Source organism: Parabacteroides sp. AF17-28 (assembly GCF_003479205.1).
Taxonomy (GTDB): Bacteria; Bacteroidota; Bacteroidia; order Bacteroidales; family Tannerellaceae; genus Parabacteroides; species Parabacteroides acidifaciens.
In genome coordinates, this window is record NZ_QUGV01000002.1 from 180,044 (window position 1) to 203,117 (window position 23,074).

General features: G+C 47.5%; 15 protein-coding genes. 1 reads left to right on the forward strand and 14 read right to left on the reverse strand.

What is annotated here, in order from left to right; translation table 11 throughout:
* Positions 1 to 189 precede the first annotated feature (189 nt).
* From DWW90_RS02145 to DWW90_RS02200, 13 genes are all read right to left on the reverse strand, one after another.
* Complete coding sequence (locus DWW90_RS02145; protein ID WP_122343815.1) at positions 190 to 711, reverse strand: DUF5615 family PIN-like protein; 522 nt, start codon at positions 709 to 711, stop codon at positions 190 to 192.
* Positions 711 to 1,787 (reverse strand): helix-turn-helix domain-containing protein, encoded by a 1,077-nt coding sequence (locus tag DWW90_RS02150; RefSeq protein ID WP_122343816.1) that lies wholly within the window; start codon positions 1,785 to 1,787, stop codon positions 711 to 713. Before DWW90_RS02150 ends, DWW90_RS02145 begins: the two co-directional genes overlap by 1 nt.
* A gap of 258 nt (positions 1,788 to 2,045) precedes the next feature.
* Entirely contained in the window at positions 2,046 to 2,471 is a 426-nt protein-coding gene (locus DWW90_RS02155) for a hypothetical protein (RefSeq protein WP_122343817.1), read from the reverse strand.
* Between the two features lie 101 nt (positions 2,472 to 2,572).
* Positions 2,573 to 3,316, reverse strand: coding sequence for a 6-bladed beta-propeller (locus DWW90_RS02160; RefSeq protein ID WP_122343818.1), 744 nt, complete (start codon positions 3,314 to 3,316; stop codon positions 2,573 to 2,575).
* An 80-nt stretch (positions 3,317 to 3,396) separates the two neighbouring features.
* Positions 3,397 to 4,602, reverse strand: coding sequence for a 6-bladed beta-propeller (locus DWW90_RS02165; RefSeq protein ID WP_122343819.1), 1,206 nt, complete (start codon positions 4,600 to 4,602; stop codon positions 3,397 to 3,399).
* Positions 4,603 to 4,801: 199 nt separating this feature from the next.
* Entirely contained in the window at positions 4,802 to 5,992 is a 1,191-nt protein-coding gene (locus tag DWW90_RS02170) for a 6-bladed beta-propeller (protein WP_122343820.1), read from the reverse strand.
* 40 nt (positions 5,993 to 6,032) lie between these two features.
* Positions 6,033 to 6,185 (reverse strand): hypothetical protein, encoded by a 153-nt coding sequence (locus tag DWW90_RS20485; protein WP_158582800.1) that lies wholly within the window; start codon positions 6,183 to 6,185, stop codon positions 6,033 to 6,035.
* 185 nt (positions 6,186 to 6,370) lie between these two features.
* Positions 6,371 to 7,090: a hypothetical protein gene (locus DWW90_RS02175; RefSeq protein WP_122343821.1), complete on the reverse strand. Its 720-nt coding sequence runs from the start codon at positions 7,088 to 7,090 to the stop codon at positions 6,371 to 6,373.
* 674 nt (positions 7,091 to 7,764) lie between these two features.
* Positions 7,765 to 10,047 (reverse strand): glycoside hydrolase family 95-like protein, encoded by a 2,283-nt coding sequence (locus tag DWW90_RS02180; RefSeq protein WP_122343822.1) that lies wholly within the window; start codon positions 10,045 to 10,047, stop codon positions 7,765 to 7,767.
* A gap of 43 nt (positions 10,048 to 10,090) precedes the next feature.
* Positions 10,091 to 12,775 (reverse strand): sugar-binding domain-containing protein, encoded by a 2,685-nt coding sequence (locus DWW90_RS02185; RefSeq protein ID WP_233547634.1) that lies wholly within the window; start codon positions 12,773 to 12,775, stop codon positions 10,091 to 10,093.
* Positions 12,776 to 12,925: 150 nt separating this feature from the next.
* The gene (locus DWW90_RS02190) at positions 12,926 to 15,730 is read right to left on the reverse strand and encodes a sugar-binding domain-containing protein (protein WP_122343824.1); all 2,805 of its coding nucleotides are present in this window, start codon (positions 15,728 to 15,730) and stop codon (positions 12,926 to 12,928) included.
* Between the two features lie 33 nt (positions 15,731 to 15,763).
* Positions 15,764 to 19,060: a DUF5107 domain-containing protein gene (locus DWW90_RS02195; protein WP_122343825.1), complete on the reverse strand. Its 3,297-nt coding sequence runs from the start codon at positions 19,058 to 19,060 to the stop codon at positions 15,764 to 15,766.
* Between the two features lie 9 nt (positions 19,061 to 19,069).
* On the reverse strand, positions 19,070 to 20,443 hold the full coding sequence (locus tag DWW90_RS02200) for a sugar porter family MFS transporter (RefSeq protein ID WP_122333485.1): 1,374 nt from the start codon (positions 20,441 to 20,443) through the stop codon (positions 19,070 to 19,072).
* Between the two features lie 132 nt (positions 20,444 to 20,575).
* Between DWW90_RS02200 and DWW90_RS02205 the strand changes: the two genes are divergently transcribed.
* Positions 20,576 to 21,463 (forward strand): AraC family transcriptional regulator, encoded by an 888-nt coding sequence (locus DWW90_RS02205; protein WP_115498415.1) that lies wholly within the window; start codon positions 20,576 to 20,578, stop codon positions 21,461 to 21,463.
* A gap of 9 nt (positions 21,464 to 21,472) precedes the next feature.
* Here the strand turns inward: DWW90_RS02205 and DWW90_RS02210 are convergent, their stop codons facing one another.
* The gene (locus DWW90_RS02210; RefSeq protein ID WP_122343826.1) at positions 21,473 to 23,044 is read right to left on the reverse strand and encodes a sulfatase; all 1,572 of its coding nucleotides are present in this window, start codon (positions 23,042 to 23,044) and stop codon (positions 21,473 to 21,475) included.
* Positions 23,045 to 23,074: the final 30 nt, after the last annotated feature.

Here is a 23,074-nt window from a genome sequence, read left to right on the forward strand (position 1 = left end):
AACTTCTGACCGCCAGACAAACAGGTTCCCGGGAAAGACCGGAGTCCATTTATTAAGGATTTGCGATTTACAACAACTTATCGGGGATGTGTCAAAAACCGCTAAATGCTATAGGCAGGGGGTTGACGCATCCCCCATATTTCAATTTCAACTCTCTTTGCATCCTGAGACGAACGTACAAAACCAATATCAAGTGAAAGTGTCTTCTTTGCTACTCCATAAACAAACTCTTTTTTCTATTTCTTTAGAAGGTAATCTTCCATTTAATTGTCTAAGTAGTTGTATTTTCTCACAAGCTTTTTGGGGAGTAAGCAACTTTTCTTCTACCATTTTATCAAATATATACAGAATCCCACGAACATTCGTACCTTCTTTAATTGCTATCTTACGAAGCTTACTGTCTCCAGTGAGCAGAGTGTAGTCATTGTCTTGTGCATACGCCCAAACAGAACAATCCTGAATACTCACGTTTGTCATATCATGCATTTTCCGTTGGAAGTTAACCAATTCCATCATCTCTTGCATATTGAACTTTTTAATAAAAAGCTTTTCATAGCCAAGTATCTTGCTTCTTTGTTCCTTTACTTTTAACTCATGTATAATAAGGTCTGTTGTATGAACATGGATCGTTAATGAAAAAAATTCATCTAACAAGCCAACCTTATATAAGTCAATAAAGATATTTGTATCACTGACTACTATAATCTCCATTACACAAGATTTAATCGATTACGCACATCTTCAATTGAAATATTCAAGAGAGAAGCGGCTTTTGAAGTTGTTATAATATCACTGGCTATTGCCTTAAATACAAGGCTTGTAAAGCGTTGAGGTTTTTTCTCCTGAAATCTGGATGCAATCACTAATTTCTTAAATTTCTCATTCCGATTTTTCTTAATATAATAAGTACGGCATCTTGCATCCGTTATAATATTGAGTTCTTTGGCTTTCATCATCATGGCATCTATGGAGACGCCATACATGATTTGCAGATCTATCAGTTCATTTAATGATATATCTTTCCTGTTTTCTCCGATTATACCACTGAAAACACAACCTGGAATCAACATTTCATTAGCGAAAATCGTACATAAATCTTCTCTTTGCTTAGAGCTCAATACAGGATCAAAAGATCTATTGAATAGGAGATGCCCTAATTCATGCAATGCAGTCATTCTACGACGCTCGGATTGTTCTATGTTTACATTCAGAACTATTATAGGATATTCATCATTGACCATACCGCTTAAACCGTCGAAGCCTTCCGGCGCATCCACATCTATCACCTTGATAAAATGCATTTCCAACATTGCTTGGACATTGTTGATTGCGTCTTTTCCCAATCCCCATTCTTCACGAAGACGGAGAGCCTGCATTTTAATGTCTTGTGCATTTGATATGATTGCATTAGAATAAGCTGCAGATTGAAATTTGTTCCCTAAACCCAAAATATTTTCTATCTCCAAATAACGTTCTACTTTATCTCGTATCTTCTCCTTTATTGCATTAGTCTCATATACTTTAACCTTGTTTTTCTTTCTGAAACTAACTTCAAATTCATCCAATTCGAACAAAAAAGGACGAAAAAAGTAATCTGGATCTAAATTTAGCGCATTGGCAATAGCTATAAGAACAGAGCTGTCCGGCATCATCTTTCCATTCTCATATTTGGAAACAGATTGTTTGCTAATCATATTACCAATTTTTTCGCAAAGCATATCCATGGACAAGCCTGCCATAACTCGTGCGCTCTTTAACCGTTTTGCAAAAATTTCTTCTATCTTCATGCGTATTCATCTTTATTGGTTTACAAAAATACCAATAATAGTATCCTTGTCAACCAAAGATGATGTTTTTTGTTTCTAAAATATTTAAGATTAAGAATATTTAATGATTAGTTTAGGTTAGCAACCATTATTATCGAATTATCATCCTCTTTTTAAATTCTCTAAGATTTTAACCAATTGATCCCGTTTCTCAGGGCATAATGCCTTTTCTTTTTCCAAATTCAGTATTCAAGGATAACGTTGCTTCCATATCATATACTACTTTTTCAAATGCACTATAATTAATACCGGATTATCTTCGTTATCCAAGTGATCTGCTATATCAATCAATTTCGAAGACAACTTTCCTTCATTCCGATGTTCATTTACATACTCTTTCAACTCAAAAGGCCAAATCATAGCAATCAATTTGTTGTCGATTACTCCATCATAAAACGGACGCAATCCGGGACCTCCATTCAAATCGTCTATAATCTTATCCTTTATATTAGTCAGATTTTTAGTGACCTTATCATATATGATTAACTTACCAACAGGAGGATCTTTTTTACGCGTTCCCCAGAAATAACGTGTTTCGCTATAATAGAACAGTAAAAAACGATCCGATTCATAGATGTTATTAATAAAAATCTTTCCATCTGTTTTAGTGATTAACTCTGAGGCCTCTATACTTCCTCCTCTCAACGCCTGCCGGGACAAAGGCCCTAATTTATACAGCGTAACCTCATTCGGGAGTTTCCGATTGCCTAAATCGACTACCCATTCGGGAGATAAACCATCTCCTCTTACAGTATAGATTGTATCGTTATAGAAATTATAAAATATTTTTTTTCATTATAAGAGATAAAAAAACATTGTGTCAGATAAAAAGATATACCATCAACTTTAATATCCCCCTGCTCTACAACCCGAGCCGTATGATCCACCTTGAAATCTTTCGTATCTACCCAAATCAGGCTATCCGGATATTGATAAATAAGAATATGTCCGTCTATCACCGCTGATTCGACTTCACGAAACAAATTATATATGATAGTTGAATCTTCGCGGGACTTTAAAAAGAATTTATTAGTCTCTTTTCCCGTAAATTCCCCATCCGCATCATATTCTATAATCCGATTACCAACCGTATAATACAAATCCTTTGATTTTAACAACCACGCAAATGCATTCGGGTCTTCACCTCTTCCCTGACCAACCCGACCAATTTGCTTAACAAATTTACCATCCCAACCGAATTTTAAACAACGGCCAGGGTAGATCCCGTCTTGTGTAAAGCGCAAGATAATTGTTCGACTTAACAAACAATTCGCCCCCGTTTCCAATGGCAAATAGGTAATACTATCGGCTATTTCCGAAATATAAAATGCTGTAGGTTGAGCGTCCAATGCTTCAACCAAATGAATAACCGTGTCACGCTTCATGACCTCCTCCTCTTGTACAACATCCTCTTTTGTTTTGGACTTTCTATCTGCACATCCTCCAAAGAAGAAAAAGATACAAACTAATAGTAGACTTGTTCTCATCATATTCTCTTAATTGATTAAAAATCCATATAGCAACATTGTTCAGTATAGGAAAGACGTACTCCTGATCCGGGAAATTACTATTACTCTTTCAATGTAGCGATCACCACGACCGGATTATCATCAAATTGCAGATTTTCCAATATTTTCTTTCCGGTCGAACTCAACTTCACATCCTTATGAATTTCCATATAATCTAAAAGTTCTTCCGGCATCAACAAGCCAACCAGCTTATTTCCATCTAATCGTTGCATAAAAAAAGTACCTAATCCATCTATGTCATTCACAAACCCGCATCTTTCTCCTTTACGTTCACAACTATACAATTGCTTTGTTTTCTTATCATAATAATTGGAAAAACTGATATTTGAACTCAATCCCTCCCATTCCCTACTATTAAACAATACATACCGGTTAGTTTGAGAAATAGAAAAATAACTCAAATAGCCTTTTTTATATTTTTGAACCGTTTCTATATTACCGGCTCCGAATTCCACAGTCCCGGCTTCTGACTTTTTACCCAATGTCTCGTTAAAATGGAATATAATAGTGGGAATCAAATGCTTTTCATCCACCAAATAAACGGTATCATTATCCGCAGCTACGGTAAAATACAAATTATCCCCTACTTTCTGAAATCGCCCCGAACTACTACAGTAAGATTTTGGGCTTTTCCAAGCAGGAGCCGGAAGACCATTATCTATAACCTTCAAAACTTCTCCGTCTTTATTAAAGACATAAAGCGCACAATGGTCATTGGCCTGTTCATCATTGGCCAAACCTATATAAAGATCGTCTTTGTAAGGGTAAAGACTACTAATGCTTTGTTGATATTTCAGTTCTTTTTCGTAGCGATATTTAGGTCTTATGACCTCATTCACGCACTTATTGGTTTCTATATCTATTCCTCTCCACCCCTTCCATATATCCACATAAAAAACATTTCTTTTCTTATCCAATGTGCAATTTGTCATAAGATGTGCATAATCATCAGGACCGCCTCCTTCTTGACTGAGACGACGAAGATACTTTCCACTTTTCCTGTCAAATAAACATATTTTCCCTGCAAACTCAGTCGTAATAATGTATCGATCCGTCAAAAAAACAGAAGGCTTTTTCAATAAAGATTCTTTTGTCAATTCCAATGGGATATATTCCAGTTTGGATACAATTCTGCTTAAGGGGATATCGCCAACTTTGGCCTGAGTCATATCGATCACTAATTCTTTATCCTTAGCTTGTAACGTCAATGATAGAAGGAAACTCATCAATATATATGTGTACTTCATATTCTTTAGTTTTTAATATTTCCAGATTGTAATACCCCTTATTTTTCTATTTCACCACAATAAAGGTACGATTTCAATTTGACTTTTCGCTATCGAAACAGCACATTTCGTGACAAACGAACCTATAGCCTGCGCAGCCCGTTCGAAAACCGGTTACAACACAAAAAGCCTTTAAAGCCCTTCTGTGTTACTACTGCCTTTATTTCCATTTTCCCAGTAAAATATAGTTATTATCATCTTCGGATATTGATTTTTTCAAGTCCTTCAACTTCTGTATATCTGTTTCGCTCAATAGCTCATAAAAAGATTTGGATTCATCAACCAAATCTTTCAGATTTCCTGGATCTATATTCAATATAAAATACCCATCACGAAAAGAAGTGACATAACTTTTATAAAAAAGCCCACCCAAAGGATCAAGCAACAAATCGAAATACCCACCTCTTAAAGTTTTTTTATCCACTATAATTCGAGTTTGGGGAAATGCTGTAAAATCAAGCCCTTTTATTTCTTTCTCATAAATTTCCACAATATAACAATGAGGTAACTCGCAGTAATAATGAAGAGGTATCTTTTCCTTATTAGGATATTCGACTGTAAAACGAGAAGAAAGTTTGTTATCTGCTAACGAATAATGATATAGAGTATCAATACGGCCTGTTATGGAAGTAACAAACAAACTGAAATTATCACGATATTCAGGCATACCAGAAAAGACCTCACTGCTAAACTCAGGAAAAACAGCCACATTGTCGCGTCTCGTCTCAGTTATCACATTCCCCTCAAAATCCTGTATCCAAAGAAGTGGAATTTCTTCTCCTTGCCAAGGCATTGCTGTTATTGTCACTCTCTCGCTTGCCGTCTCTATATATATACGTCCTTTGGGCAATCGGTATGCCAATGGAATAGATTGAATATAATTACCTTTCAAATCATAGGAAAGGATACTTTTAGCATTCATCTCTAACAAATATATACGATCTGAGACTTCATCAATCTGAGAATCATACAAATTATTGTATTCACCAGGTCCTTGCCCTATATTTCCAATCGTATTGATATAAACACCTTTTTTATTGAATAATTTATAAACACTGGATTTAACCCCTATATAATTATCAGAAAGAAAAACATCTCCTTCACCCACAAGAGCATCTTCTGTATTTTCTAATTTAATCAATTCCAACGAATCAACTAAATCACTCACTTTTATGGTTAAAGATTTTGAGACCTCATCCAAACTACAAATGATTATTGTATCCTCTCCTACAACTTCCTGCCGGGCAATAATATTTCCATTTTCAGGTAAGCCCCAAGGAGCAATCCGAATATCCCGGTTGTTACAAGAAAAAAGAATAGCAATTAACAAAACGACAATACTATACTTCATTTTCCTTACATAAATAAAAATTAATACTAGTTTCTTCAAATTATTCAGGGTACACCTTATTTCGTTCTACGGAAGTAATCGTATCCGGCTTCAAATCAAAATCCACTGTTTGCCTAACCTGTTCTTTTACCTTCAGATAAGTTTCCAACGCCTGCGTGACCAGCAAACACCAGGTGGCATATTCTGCCGCCAAAAGGTTTTCCGGAGACTACACAGACTACAGCAGGCACAACGAACTGTCCGGCCGACTGTCCATAAGGGTTTCGGCTTCCTGTAACAGAGGAAAGATATGGGATTGTTTTTGGCAGTTGAAAGTGTTTTCTCATATGTGTTATTTTTGTAGATGCAATGATACAAAAACCCTCCCTTATTTCCATACTATTTCGATAACATTTTGTTGGTACCTGCACTATTCTTTAATCCTTTCAATTTGTACACAAGCATATGATCCTCCGGATCGTCGTAGGCTTGAGGTCCATATAGCGTAAAGGTTTTCTCATCTACTGCAAAATAGACAGGATACCCTCCATTCAAAAGGTATCGGATGACCGGATTCCCGTCTAAATCATATACTTCAAGAAAAGTGCCCTGGGAAGAGAGGTACGTACGCTTGTTCGATGAAATCCCCAAATACAACGTATAGAAATAGCGCTTACCTAAATAACTACAGATATAACTTAAATTTACGTCTTCCCGGCTTCTCAAATCGATATGCTTAGGGGCTGCAAATTCAAACTTCACCCGATTGATAAGGTTAAACTTGAAATCCATGAAATCAATCTGTTTCTTATATCCATAACAGAACACAACACGGCTGTCATTGACATACACGCGCTTCATATCAGGATCAGCATAATACTCCGCCCCATTAGGAACTAAGCCGGAAGTTGCGTTCATAGCATCTGTCACATATAACGAATCAGCAATAAAGGAGACACCGTCTGAACTATCCGTTTGCGACAACGTCTTATGAAGAATCAAAAAAGAAGGCTTCACCTTTACTATCACAGAACCGGCTATCCCCCGCAAAGGCTTTAATTCTGGAGTTAAAGTCTCTTCGCGGGAAAAAGAGGGATCGACAGAGCTGTTGCATGCCATGATTAAACAGCTGCATAATATGAGGAAAAAACAGGGCAATCGCATAACTATTCTATTCATATAATTCTTATCCCGTACCGGTGTGACCAACAAACACCGGATACAATATTACAAATACTTTCTCTTATTTCCTTTATTATTCCGGTAATCTTTTGTTGGTATTTTTACAATAACCCCCTATTTTTCTATTTCACCTCAAAAAATGAACGATTTCAATTTGACTTTTCGCTACCGAAACAGCACATTTCGTAACAAACGGACCGGCGGCCTGCGCAGCCCGTTCAAAAAGGGTGACATTTGTCAAAGCGGAGCAGAGACTTCCCGACATTCCGATAAAGCTTAACTCCCGGAGAATCGAATATTTGAAAGCATGAAGGGGAAGGGACAGGAATATGGCAAGGATTCGGAGGGTATTTTTCGGTAAACAGGCAGCTCTTTTCCATTACGACCGTCCTAATCGCCGTTACGACCGTCCTAATCTTCGCGAGGTGCCGAGTGCACTACCTATTAGCACGGTCGCGGTAGCGATTAGGACGGTCGTCTTTTGGAAAAATCGCATATTTCACTAAAATAACCGGTCCGAAAGCGCTTTTTCGACCGGAAAACAATCGTCGGGAAGCACTTCTCGAAGCCTCTAAAGGAAGTTTTCAAGACGTTTTTTACAATAAGCCCCCTCAAAATCCAATAGTCAACGTCTCTCCTTTACCTGTTTCCAGAGTCAGGATACCATCCTGCTCCTGTTTCTCACCTTTATTTCCGGAAACGAAACTGATTTTGCTTCCCTCGGGGATCGCCAGTCGCAAGGTTCCTCCCTGCTCCGGATAGATTCGGATCTGCCGAAGCCTGCCTCCTTCTCTCTCGGCCGAGACCAGGAAAGCTCCCATTGCACGCAATTTATCGAAAGAGACATCCTGCCACGATGCCGGGATAGCCGGGAATACACGGATAATACCTGTATGACTCTGAAGCAACATCTCCTGAATACCGGCGGCAAAGGCAAAATTACCTTCCAGCGTAAAAGGCCGGTAGGTGAACTTGGACTTTCCGCTCTTCGTCTGGTCGCCATTCGCATGGAACGTATTGGGCAGGCAGAAACATTCGGCAAAAGTGCGAAGCTCACGGGCAGCCCCTTCACCATCGAAAGCACGGGCTTTCATGTTGCCGAACCAGCTGTAAGAATAACCGCACCAGTAATCGGGACCGATATCCTGCAATTTCTTCAAGGTTGCTTTTATGATCTGTCGGGATTTCTCACCCTGGCTCCAGTCGATCAGACCAAGCGGATGGATGGACATGGCATGCGAGAAATGGCGATGCGATTGATTGTAAGGGAAACCTTTGGCAAAAGCCAACGCGCCGTCTTCATCCAGCGCAAACTCAGGGAGTTCGGCACCGACGGCTTTCCAATGGGCCGCCTCATCCGTGAAGTTCAGTTCCGAAGCTAACTCCGAGGCTGCACCGAAAGCAAAACGCATCAGGGAAAGGTCGTAATTTGTCATATCCTTGAACCAGGCATCGATCGAGTTATCAAAGATCTCCGGACTGGAACTAAGCGGCAATCTGCGAACGCCGTCTGCACCGACCTCGGAGATTTGTTCCAGGAAAGTTACCACCTCTTTCAAGAACGGATAAGCACGTTCCTTCAGGAATACACGATCAGCAGAATACTTCCAATGCAGATAAAAATGCAGGGACAACCAGGCTCCGACTGTCGGAGACATGGAGTACTGTATCCAACCGCCCATCGGCTCGCCGGTCAGGGTACAAACACCCGGTATATTCATGCCGTCCGTTTCAAAATACTGACGGGTATATTGCTTATAAACATCGCGTTGGTTCCACAAGGTATTCAGATAGCCCATCTCTTCCTGCAGGTGGTTCCCGGTGTAGGAAGGCCAATAACTCAACTGCGTATTCAAATCATGATGATAATCTCCCTTCCAGGGCGGCAACATCCCGTTATCAGCTGTCCAAACAGCCTGTAAAGAAACCGGATAGGAGTCTTCGCGGGCGGCAGAACCGAACTTGTACATTTCGTTATCGTACTGCTTTTGCAAAACAGTGTCCGGCAGCGATACGGACGACTGTGCCCAGTAGTCACGCCAAAACCCCATATGCGAACGATAATCGGTCTCGACGCCTCTCTTCATTGCATCGGCGGTTTCCTTCTCAGCCCGGTCTTCCGAAAGGGAAGAGGTCAAACTCCATACACCCCGGAGAGTTCCGCCTTTCTGTTCCCAACGAACCACCACATCATAAGAAAATCCGCCCCAGCCTTCCTGATGGAAAGTGGCCGTACCGGCATCCTTCCGCGTAGTACCCTGCTTATATCCCAAGCGGACCAAAGCAGGACCGGCATGCGAATTATCGTTGGCAACCTCATCGGGGTTATTATAGCGGGGAGCGACAATATCCGGCGAAACAGTATCCGGCAAATTCTCAAACACAAACCATCCGACCGGTTCGGACGCGTGCACGAAGGTCTTCAGCTTCGTCCCGCTATCCCAAGCGACCTCACAAAGTGCATTATTAAGATAAAGATGTACCGAAGAAACCTTCCCCATCTTCAGCGGAAATTCCAATGCTGCTCCCGGAATCTTGGAAGGGGCGGGCAATGCATTATACGGCCAGTCGAACTTCTGCTGCACCGGCAGATAATCCCCTTTCCGCACCTGCTCGCGTACCCAGGCAAAGCGGTTGTTCGGCCCCGAGATGCTATCGCTCGGACGCAAATCCCACAGGTCCGTCCTGTCCAGTGAAAGACGCAAAGCCGAATCGCGCTGCCAGACCAAAGCCCCGACAGTGGCATTCCCGAGCGGAATACCTTCATCCCAGGTCTGCGCCAGATTATCAAACTGCAAATCACTGTCCGAAGGGACGACAGGCAGTGATCCATTCCCGCTACAAGCGACCAACAGGTATGCGCTTATACAACTTATCCAAAATTCCTTTTTCATGTGTATTGAATCGATATTATCTTTTCTTCAGCAAAGGTACGGTTTATTGGTTTAATAACTGCCTGATCGCTTCGCTTGATTGGGTTTCCGCACGATGGATCTTGCTGTAGTCGAACAGGGCATCCAGCTCATACGGTTGCAAAGATACAGACGGGGCAAAACGGTCGGAGGCGACATAGTTGCGGACGGATGTCAACAGCTGTTGCATGGCCGGACGTTTTTCCATATCCTTCTCCGGATCGACACAAAGGACAAACAACTTACCACCGGCAACGTTAGCTTCAAACGAGATTCCTAATTTACGGTTCACTTCGTAGGTGTCGATACTTTGGATAACGGGGGTCAACGTGCGCATATCGGTCAGATCCACCGCCGTTGCGTAGTTCAGGATGTCCCACCACTGCCAGTCGGCATAATAAGAGGTCGGGAAGTCACGAAAGGCGGGATGCTGATGATCAATGCGGGTTCCGACGATCATCGGTTTCCAGTTGAACATGATCGGATTCCAGAAATGGCTGGCGAAATGCGCTTTCCGCCCGGCACAACTGTCCGGGACCAGCAAGACGTTTTCACCTTTCAGAAGCAACTCCTTAGCCTTTTCCCATTGGCGGACGTATGTATATACTTCGGATGCGGGTTGTTTCACAGCCGGGTAGACCCAGATGTCCCATTCATTGCAAATACCGCCTGCGATACGCGCCTTCAACGTATATTTTCCGGCGGCAGTGACTTTATCCAACGGGATATTGACCACACCCAGGGAGTCAACCGTACTGAACGGGATCTCCTTGTGGTTGATCTTACCGCTTCCGACGATATTGCCGGCTTCACCCTCGAGCTGCCAGGCGAGTTGTCCCTTGCGGATCGCTTCGGGGCCGAACTGATAGATACCTAATTTTGCGGTGAAGGTTTCATTGTTTGTATAGGTACGTTTCGGAAGACGTGCCAGAAGAACGACCGGAGCGCATGACTCGCGGAATTTTTCCGGCGTCACCAATCCCTTACTCTCCCAGAAAGCATCCAGGATTCCGACAAAGGCGCTTCCCTGTCCCGGGAAGTCGGAAAGGCCGAGCAGCTGGAAGCCGCCGGAGGTGGAGGTACGCAGCAGGGCTTCGTTCACCTCCTTATACTGGAGGACGGTATGCGCACCGGTTGCCCGGAAGAACTCGTCAGCCTGGTGCAGCATGCCGTTACGGGCAAGACGATCCTGGAACACTTTAAAGTTACGGGGTTCCAGCACGCCGGTGTATTTCTTCATCTCTTCGAAGTTCGGATACATGCAGCGTTGGCCCGTTTCGTGGGCGATGACCGGCACGTCGATGGCCGATTCCTCACAGAGGTCCCAATCGGTGGAGGGCTTGCCCTCGTAGACGGTGATCCAGCGCCGGTTCTTATCCCCGACATTGGCGGCTACATGGGAGGCGTAATACTGGTCTGCCTTGACGTGCGTACGGGCTGTGGAGGCGGAATAGAGATGGCGGGGGTCGTAAGCCTGTCCCTTCTTCACAAGGTCTTCCAGCACAGCGAAGTCGCCTTCGTTCTCATTACCGTTACAGTAGAGGATAAAGGAGGGGTGGTTGCCATACTCGTCCAGAATGGCATACATCTCCTTCTCGAAGAAGTCGCGGCGAGCGGGGTATCGGCCGACATCCTTGATCCACATCGGAAGTTCCACCTGCAAGTACAATCCGAGTTCGTCGGCCGCATCGAAAGCGGCTTCCGGGGGGCACCAGGAATGAAAGCGGATATGGTTCATCCCGTAATCTTTCACCGTACCCATGATACGCTTCCACTCCTTCACATCCGTAGCCGGATAGCCGGTGATCGGGAAGACACAGCAGTCCAGGACACCGCGCAGGTGGATATCGCGGCCGTTCAGGCGGACATGATGGCGTCCCTGTTCCACGTGGCGCATACCGAAAACAGATGAGCGCAAGTCTTCACCGGCTTCCGTATCGAGCGTCGCCGTCAGATCGTAGAGAGCGGGGGAAAACTCGTCCCACAGTTTCATATCTTTGCCCAACGCGAGTTCGTGCTCGATCGTGCTGGCGCCTGACAAGGCGACAGGAACTACCGCCCGGCAAACCTCTTTTCCACCCTTTTCACGGATGTGAAGCGTAAGGGTCCCCTTTACCGGGTTTCCGGCAGTATGGAGGGCAAGGCTGACTTTTACCTTCCCGGTTTCGGTATCGGGATAGATATCCATCTTTTCAATATAGCAAGCCGGTTTAGCGATCAGTTCCATGCGCCCGGCTACCCCGTTCCAGTTTGTTTGCGTATATTCGGTCGTTCCGTGTGTCCACTGGTCCATCGGATATTTCAGACGGTTATCGACACACAAGGTCAGCGTGTGCAGGCCGGGCGTCAGCTGTTTAGTCAAGATGAAACGGTTCGGGGTGGAGAGGCGTTCATCGGTCGCAACCGGTTCGCCATCCACAAAGACAGCCGTTTCCCAATGGCAGCGTTCCAGCGAAAGGATCACTTCCTTCCCTTTCCAGTCTTCCGGGATCACCACTTCACGCTGGTACCACGCCTGCCCGCAGTATTCGAACTTACGGCTCAGGCGGTCCACATGCGCCACTATATTCTGAATGCCTTTGCCTCCTTCATCCATAGAGCCGGGCAAAGTGATCGTTTCGGTCAGTTTACTTAAATACAATTCCGATCCGGGTGTCTTGCCAAACCCCATCGGGTCCAGTTGGAAGCGCCACAGGCCGGACAGGTCCATTCGCCCGGACTCCTCTGCCTGTACCACCAGACAAGCAAAGAGGGAGATCAATAACAGTGAGAGTCGTTTCATGTCTATTTATTGTTTATTTGTTTAGGAAGCAAAGTACCCCGGCCCCGCGTCAAGCGCGGGGACAAGGGAGTTAGGACTTTAATATCTTATCTTATCGATTTCCACCTCTTGCTTAGGGTTAAACTGCCCGGACATCATATATTCCAGGAGGCTTTGCCGGAACTGGGCGGCTGCCGGACGGCTTGCCAGATCGTTTTGCAGGTCGGCACTGCAAACCAGTAGTTTGCCTTTGCCGACACGGGCTTCGTAGAGCATCCCGAGTTTACGGTTCGTAAACCAGTCATCCACGATATGGACAATCGGGCGGAAGCCTTCCGGATAGTCATCCAGGATCATGGCATCGCAACGGCTCATCAGGTCCCACCACTGATAATCGCTCACTCCTTCATTGGGGAAAGCGGCCAGTGCGGGATGTTTCGCATCACAACAAACGCCGAGTGTATGCGGGGCTTGTCCGCGTGTCCAGGCGGTGTTCCAGAAGATGCTGGAGAAACCGACAGCGATATCGCCTCCCTTTTCCGGCGGAACGGCCCCGTAGGTCAACAGCAAAACGGATTCGCCGTTATTCAGCTTGTCCTGCGCTGTTTTATCCAGACGGGTCGTGATATACGGCAACTTGTCTATTGCCTTCTTTTCCGCGGGATAAACCCAGATATGCCATTGGTTCCGTATGTCCGTGTTCTCAACCTGAGCCGAAACGAGTAGCTGGACAGGCTCTTTAAAACGAGACAGGTCACAACGAGCTGTACCGACCGGTATGCAATTGCCAAGCGGCAGGTCACAAGTGAAAGAACGTTGTTCCAGCAGTTCATCATCCATCGTCGAAATACACAGGCGGATTGTTACACCGGGCATCGCGTTTTCTCCGAAATGAGCTATTTCCAGGGGGACTTCCAGCACCTCATTATTCAACCAGACCATCTTCGGAAAACGAATCAACGGAACGGTACCGTTACAGAACATACTGTATTCTTTGCCTGTCACATATCCTTTATCATCCCAGAAAGGGTCGAGCACACCGACAAGCGCCGTCCCCTGTCCGGGAAAATCATGCAGATCGAGCAACTGGAAACCGGCAAAGCCCGGGGTACGCAGAGCAGCTTCGATATCCGCCTTATAGCACAGGGTCTGCAAACGGCCGGAGGCGTAGAGGAACTTTTCTCCCATATCAGCCATTCCTTTTTCCGCCAGGGTTTCCCGAAATATTTCCAGATTCTTGGCTTTCAGTACGCCCGTATATTTCTCTATCTCCTTGAAGTTCGGATAGACACACCACTGACCGATCTCGTGACTGACGGTCGGCATATCCTGCCGGATGATACCGGCAAAGTCATAATCCGTTCGCGGGGCTTCCCTGTTGATAATACTCCTGAGACCTGCTCCCCAAGCCTGGATACGCGGATTAGGGGCATTCCAGTAATCGGCATTCCCGACATAGGGCCATCCGGCGGCACTGGAATAAACGTGGCGGGAGTCCTTACTTTTCCAATAATCGACCAGGCCGGACAGATAAGCCACCTGATCGGCTCCGGCAGGTTCGTTACCGTACACCATCATGCAGAACGAAGGGTGGTTGCCATATGCTTTCAGGATACGGTCGCTTTCCTCCTTCAGCCACTGGTCCTGCGGTTTGCCGCTGCCGACCTCCGCCCAGGCCCCACATTCCACCTGCAGATAGATTCCCATACTGTCCGCCACATGGAAAGCGGCTTCCGGAGGACACCAGGAATGGAAGCGGACATGGTTCAAGCCATATTCCTTACAGGTGCGGTAGATCTTTGCCCAATAGTCAGGCTGCATGGCGGGATAGCCTGTCAGCGGAAAGATGCAGCATTCCAGCGTGCCCCGGAGGAAAACGGGCTGTCCGTTGACTTCAAAACGGGTTCCGTTCGCCTTGAACTCACGGAGGCCGAAGTCGTAACAGGCTTCATCCGTCCCGCCGGAAGACTGAACAGAAACATTCATCTTATAGGCATTGGGGGTATGTTCCGACCAAAGCCCGGCTTCTTCTCCCATATCGACAACCATTTCAACCGGTTCAGTTTCTTTTCCGGGCTCAACGGCCGACTGCACCGGGCTTCCGACAGGTTTGCCGTCAAACGTTACGGCTTGCAATGAAACGGTAGGTGCGCCTGCTTCTGCCGAGCCTTTTAATTGGATCTTTACCTGCGCTTGCCTCTTTTTTATATCCGGGAAGATCTGTACGGATTCGATATAAAGGGATGGCTTTGCAGACAGTTTCATCTCTCCGATAATCCCGTTCCAGTTGCTTTGCGTATGGTCGGAAACACTGTGCGCATTCATGCCGACATCGACGTAAAGGCGGTTATCCACCCGCAGGGTAAAGGTATGTTCCCCGGCTTTCAATCCATCCAGGAGATAACGGTGAGGCGTCTGCAAAGAATTTTGCGACCCTACCTTTTGGCCATCCAGGAAAAGAGTGGTTTCCCAATGCGTCCGTTCGAGGTCCAGTATGACCGGACGGTTCTCCCAACCGGACGGGACATTCACTTTCTTCCGATACCAGGCGACACCTACATAATGCTTATCCGGATTCAACCAGAAAGGGACTTTGATATTACCTGCCTGGCGGTACTTGGCATATTCGGGGGCCTTATACCAGGAGCTGTCGACAATCTGTCCCGTCCATTTCGTATCCAGGCTGACATCTTCCCCCTTCCCCTGTTCCTGCAAGGAACCCGGCAGGCGGAGCGTTTCTCCCAATTCTTTATTCTGCCATTCCTGTTTCACACCTATATCTTCCGGGTCCAAAGCAAATTGCCACTCACCCGCCAAAGACAGTTCGGCCGGTCCCCTCCGGCAAGACATCAAGGAAAGCAATCCTATCGACATCAAGAACAACACGCTATTCCGCAGTTTCATAATCTTATCTGTTTAAGTGATTGATATATTTGTTTATACCGTTCCTATCATCTGCCGATGGATCTGGACTCCTTGGTGGTTGTTGTCCATTTCGGCGGCGATGCTGAAATAGGTTTCTGCCTTTTCCGGATTGCCGAGGCCGAGGTGGCCGAGGCCCATCAGGTAGTTGCAGTGGATGCGGTTCTTCTTGTCCATATCGTCTTCCCAAATCTGGAGATCCGGAAGGGAGACGGCGAAATAATCCATCTTGAAAGTGTCGAACAGGTGCTTTTCCCCAAAATCGATCAGGCGGTTGAAGCGGCTGCGGGCCTCCTCCTCGCGTCCAAGCTTGCGGAGCGCCAATCCCTGGTAGAAAATCTTATCCGGCTTCTGGTCGTTGTAATACATGGCGGCTGCCGGCTGGCTATTGCCAACGCTTGCGGCCAGGAACAGGTCATGCGCTTCCGCCTCACGTCCCAATGCTTGCAGGGCGCAGGCTTTATAATAATTGAAATCATTCTCCTGGGCTCCATACAATTTACCTTCTCCCAAATTATGGGGATAGACGAAACATTCTTCGATCAGTGCCAATGCTTTTTCGTTCTCTCCGGCTTTCAGGCAAGCTTTCACCAGTTCGACACGCGCCAGTTGGTATTGCGCAGGGATTTTCCCCTCTCCACCTTCCCAGGGATGGAAACGGCGGGCATCGATCATGCGGATCGCCTCCTCGTAGCGTCCCGACTGGTTGAGCAGGGTGACATATTCCAGATAGAGGTCGTCGCGGGAAAAAGCCGTCTCCTTGACTTTATCCAATATGGCCAGACGATCGGCATGAGGACGGTTCAGGCGCTTATACAGCTGGTCGCATTCCATCAGGATACGGGCATCCCGTATATCCAGCTTAAAGGCTCTTTCGAGCAAGGCGACCGCCTCCTGTTGTTTGCCCAGCTTATTGAAATATGCCAGGGACAAGTTGCGGAGGACTGTCGGGAAGGTATCGTCCTGCTCTATCGACTTTTCCCATGCAGCTATAGCTTCGGCATACTGCCGTTTGTCGTACCACAGGTTACCCAGATAATAATACGCTTTGGGGGTAAATTCTGCAAAACGGACCACAGCCTGAAGAGCAAGAATCGCTTCCAAAACATTCGGGAAACAGCAGTCGGCCGGCTGATGTTCGGCGATACAAATTGCCATTTCCGCCTCTCTCATCCGGCCCGACACCAGCAGGAACCAACTCTTGTAATAGTAGAGCATGGTCCGTCCCGTTGTAACCGCTTCGCAAGCTACCTCAACCACCTTCAAGGCTTCATCCCAGCAGCCGGCAGAAGCATAATCGAGGGCCAGTTCCTCATAATTATGACCTTCCCGACGCATCCGGAGCACCAGATCGTCCAGGACCTCTTTCTTCTCCGTCAGCAAATATTCTTCAAAGCTACAACCGAAATTAAAACGGTCGATGGTTAGCGATTCGCGGATCAGAGCGAGCGCTTCATCAGTACGTCCGAGATGACGGAGAACAATCGCTTTCAGATGACGTCCGCGCAAGTTATGCCAGTTACGGAGCAGGGATTTATCTATTTCATATAGCGCATCTTCCCAGTTCCCTTTTGCGGCGGAGAGTTGTGCCAGCGAATAATAGCCGGCATCCTGCCAGGCGGCATTCCAGCAAGCCTTATAGAAATAGTCGTACGCTTCCTCCGTTTTACCCTGGTATTTCAGGGAGAGCCCGAGATTATACAACGGTTCGCCGTCATAGGGGTTCGGATTCTTTTCCGTCAGCGTCTTCACCGCCCGGCGCAAATAGGGTTCGGCTTTAGCAAACTGTCCCTTACGGATCAGCCACAGGCCCATCGCATTATTATTCCGCACATCGTCCGGATCACGGCGGAGCGCCTCTTCATAGTAATCGGTGGCGGAATATGTCGCGTGGCGATATTGTTCGAGGTGAAGTCCGGTCAGATACAGCTGCTCCGTCGTCCGGATATCTTTCGGATCGAGAGCCGCTTTAGCCGGTTCGGGTACTTCCTTGATCTCATCGGGTTCGGGTTCCCAACCGAGAAGGAGTTTCCCTCCGGGACTATAAACCGACACCTTTATGCCTGCCAGGTCTCTGACCGGTACTTCTTCCTCCAGGATCGTTTCAGGGGTGATGTCACGGACGATGTCCAACACCGGCTCTCCCTCTTTTGTCACCACGATATGCAACCCTTTCTGTGCAGAAGTGGCAAATATCTTCAAACGCGACACCTCTCCTTCCGGTTCGATATTCATCAGCAGGTCGGAAGAGGCATTCTTGACAACACCTAATTCCCGGTAGGGCATAAAAAACTGCGTGAAGGTCTTTTCTTCATACGGTTGCAGCCAGGTAAAATCGGGCTGGTTGTCGGTATAGACACCGGTCATCAGCTCGATATAAGGGCCGTCGGCATCCGTCAGGTTACGGTCCCAGGCCTGCCCGAAATCACCGTTTCCCCAAGTCCATTGCTTTTTACCCGGAGAGATATGATGGTTTGCGACATGCAAGACGCCGGCACGGGTATCGTTCTCGTAACCGCCGACGAAATTATACTTGGAACGGATAGCCATGTAGGAAGTGGGCACCGGAATATTCTTATAACGGGAGATATCGACACCCGCCGAATAATCCATCTTATAATAGGTTCCGGTCGCAATCGGATAACGGGAAACATCACGTTTGCCATGATCGAACACGGCATTCACATCGCCCGGAAAGACAGACTGGTAATGTTCGTTGACCGCCACCGCCGGATTCGCCCACCAAAGGAATGTCTGCGGCAGGGGAGTCGGATTATAAACCTTGCCCTGTATCTCCAGCACGGCACGTCCCGGACGCAGGGTAAAGCCCGCCATCCCCTTCTGGTGGAACATCCGTTCCCGCTCGCTCACCCAGACCACCACACTGCCGTCGGGGCGTTTCTCGATCGAATAGTCCACCGGGAGGAAGGTGCTGGGGCGGTGATGCTGCGGCCAGTTGAACTCGATGCCGCCGGAGATCCAGGGGCCTGTCAGGCCGACCAGAGCCGGTTTGATCACATGGTTGTAGTAGATGAAATGGCGTTCCTTGATCTTATCGTATGCCATCTGCACACGTCCGCCCAATTCAGGCAGGATCATCACCTTTATATATTCATTCTCCAGATAGACTGCGTGATAAGACTTGTCTTCGCAGGTATCTTCAATCTTTTCAATCACGGGATACGGATATACCACCCCGCTGCTTCCCTGGTAAACACGTTTTTCCAGGAACATCGGGTTCTTTTCCGGTTTACCGATGCCATAGGTGGGGAGAAGGATATCTTCTTCCCAAACTTTTACATTCTCTGCCATATTCTAAAGTTATTTCGTTAATTCTTTTTCAAGTTCTTCCAATGTCTTTCCTTTGGTTTCCGGAAGCCGTGCCCGTATAAAGAGAAAGCCTGCCAGACAGATCCCGCCATACAGCCAGAACGTACCCGAGGCGCCGACCGCCTCATTCAAAAGCGGAAAAGTATAGGTAAGCAGGAAGCAGGCCACCCAAAGGAAGAAGGTGGAGAGCGCCATCGCCATACCACGTATGCGGACCGGGAATATCTCGGAAAGGACTACCCAGACCACCGGAGCCAGCGACATCGCATAGCAGGCGATCGCCAGCACGACCAGCAACAGCATCGGCCAGCCGCTTATGCCTAAGAAATAGCAAGTCCCCAGAATCGCATAAATCAACGCCAAGCCTGCCGAACCGACAAACATCAGCGTACGCCGTCCCCATTTGTCCACCGTATAGATCGCAACAAACGTAAAGACCACATTCGTCACACCCGTCACCACGATATTCATCAGGACATCCGACACGGCATAACCGGCAGCCGAGAATATCTCGTGCGCATAATTGAAGATCACATTGATACCGCACCATTGCTGGAAGACGGCCAGGACAATCCCAATCACCAACACACTGCGCACACCGGGTTGAAGCAAGGCTCCCCAGTTGGCTTTTTCTTTCTTATCCCCGTTCAACTGTCCCAGTTCGGAAAGCGTCTGCCGGGCATATTCCGTTCCGCCCACACGTCCCAGGATTTTTCCGGCCTCGGCTGTCCGTCCGGTCGTAGCCAGCCACCGGGGGCTTTCGGGAATCACGAAAGAGAGGATGAAGAATAATCCTGCCGGGATCAGTTCGGCCCAGAACATCCAACGCCAGGCCCATTCGATACTCCCGGCGCTCAATGTTTCCCCGCCGGCAGTAAAGTACTCCCCGATCTGCCAGTTTGCCAACTGCGCCATCAGGATACCTAACACGATCGTCAACTGGTTGAGGGAAACGAACTTTCCGCGAACGGAAGCAGGAGACACCTCGGCTATATAGACCGGAGAGACATTCGAGGCAATACCGATGCCGAAACCTCCTATAATGCGATAGACGACAAACCAGAAGAAACTGTCCACCGCCCCTGTCCCCACAGCCGAAGCGACAAAAAGGAAGGATGCCGCAATGAGCATCTTCTTACGCCCGTAGCGATCGCTCCACGCGCCGGACAGCAAAGCACCCGCCAGGCAACCGATCAACGCACTGCTCATCGCCCACCCGCGCAGAGCGGCCGAACCTTCCAGATGGAAAAAGGGTTCATAAAAGATTTTAGCTCCTCCGATCACGACCCAGTCGTAACCGAACAGTAATCCCCCCATCGCCGAGACGAGGCAGATCAGTAATAAATAGGCTGTCGTTTGCTTCATGATAATCAGTTATTAAGATATGATGCAAAGTAAAGGACTTCCGTATAAACGGAAAATAGATAAAAAGTCTATAACAATGGACAATCTTCCGATTTTAATCGTAAGTTTGCAGTATTCTTAAATCTATCAGCCATGATCAAAAGAAAAGACGGTTTCAGCGGTGAACGGGCACTTGTCCTTCCCCAATCCATTATCCATGACATGGAAGAAGACCCAATCTCTTCCATCCTGCACATCACCGACATCGGATATTACCCGAAAGCCTTGCACCATTTCCGGGAACGGGAAGAACCGATCTCCCAATTTGTCTTTATTTACTGCACGGAAGGTTCCGGTTGGTACCGGACGGAAGGACAGGAACACTCCGTGACCGCCAACCAATACTTCATACTGCCGGCAGGGAAACCGCATGCCTACGGAGCAAATGAAGCAGATCCCTGGACAATCTACTGGATACATTTCAAGGGGAAACTGGCTTCCCACTTTGCGCGGCAATATACCCGCCCGGTAGAAGTCAAGCCAGGCGTACACTCGCGCATCAGCAACCGTATCGACATGTTCGAAGAAATATTCCGGACACTCGAAATGGGTTACAGCCACGAGAACCTGCTATATGCCAGCTCCATCTTCTACCACTATCTCGGGACACTCCGCTACCTGCAACAATACCGGGATGCCGCCCACAACGAAACGGAGAAGAACGACATCGTCACGGCTGCCATCCATTTCATGAAGGAAAACATCGAAAAACGGCTGACCTTGCAGAAGATCGCCGACCACACGGGCTATTCCGCCTCCCATTTCTCCGCCCTGTTCAGCCAGCGGACAGGCTATGCCCCACTCGCCTACTTCAACCAGTTGAAGATCCAGCAGGCTTGCCAACTGTTAGACTTCACGGACATGAAAATAAACCAAGTCTGCTATAAGATCGGGATCGAGGACACCTACTACTTCTCCCGCCTCTTCAGCAAGGTGATGGGAATGCCTCCGAGGGAGTACAAGAAGATGAAAAAAGGATGAGCTTATTACTTACCAGTAATACCCATCTATAATCTCCTGCATCCGGGGCGTTGCCTCGTCCGTATCGCCGACTTCGCGGCGGAGTTGCAAAAGTTCGCGTTTCATCCGCTCGATCTCGCCGGTGTAGGCGGGGGAATTGTAGACGTTGTGATCTTCGTGGGGATCGGACAGAAGGTCATAAAATTCCCAGGAGGGAGTGACGGGTGCTTTGTCCGAACCGGTCGCGTTTAACGGATCGCCATAAAGGAACATCAGCTTGTAGCGGTGGTTACGGATACCCATGTGCGCCGGGCGGATCTTGTGATGCGTCCAATAGCGATAGTACATAGACTGGCGCCAGTCACGCGGAGTCTCGCCTTTCAGGTTGTCGCGGAAGCTGCGGCCTTCGCTGCAGGACGGGGCGTTCACTCCGGCATAGTCCGCCAGCGTAGAGGCAAAATCGGTGTTGAGGATGATATCGCCATTGCGTGTCCCGGCAGGGATTTCTTTCGGATAACGGATCACGAAAGGCATATGCAACGGCTCCTCGAACATCATGCGTTTATCGAAGAAGCCGTGTTCACCGAGAAAATAACCCTGGTCGGAGACATAAACCACGATTGTATTCTGTGACAACCCCTCTTCGTCGAGGAAACGGAGCAGACGGCCGATGTTATCGTCGATGGCAGCCCCGCAGCGCAAGTAATCCCGGATCATCTTCTGATAAGTCTTCCGACGGGCCTCCTCCTTCCCCATTCCCTGGATGGAGAACGGCAATTCGGGATATTGGCACCACCACGAAGCAGGGTCTTTCGAAGCCGTCTCCCAGCGCCACGCCATATTCTCGAGCTGTTGCCCGGGGAAGGTACGGCCGGATTTTTCCGGTCCGAACTCCATCATATTGGCCGGTTCGGGGAATGTGACGTCGTCATAAAGATGCGCTAACCGTTCGGGGAAATCCCAAGGCTCGTGCGTCGCCTTGAAATGGCAGCACATCATAAAGGGACGGTCCTTCTCGCGCGAACGGATCCACTGGATCGTCTTATCGGTCACCAGGTCGGTCGAGAAACCTTTCTCCGGCTTACCGCTCTTTCCCTGGTCATCGTCCACCCAGCCGTCGGCAGTCTTGAAAAGCGGGTCCCAATACTCGCCCTGATCGTGAAAGACACTGAAATAATCGAAGCCGGAGGGCTGCCGTTTCAGATGCCATTTGCCGATCAGCGCAGTCTGATAACCACCTTGCTGCATCTGCTTGGCGATATTATCGGTCATCGGGTCGAGGCCGTCCTCAAGGGTGTAGACTCCGTTATGATGGCTGTAAGCGCCCGTCAGTATGGCGGCGCGACTGGGCGCAGAGATCGAGTTTGTACAGAAGCAATTGTCCAGCACACAGCCCTCGGCAGCCAGCCGTCGTATATTCTCATTTTTTACATATTCGCTCAGGATTCCCCCGTATATCCCCCACGCCTGCGAAGTATGGTCGTCGGAAAGGATAAAGAGGATATTCGGCCGTTCGGCAGGCGCCTCTTTATCTTCTGCCCGTGCAGGAGAAATGGCAGCCAGAAAGCCGGCACCGATGATCAGGTTATTGAATGTTTTCATGATATGTATTTCATATTACTTTCCTGCAAA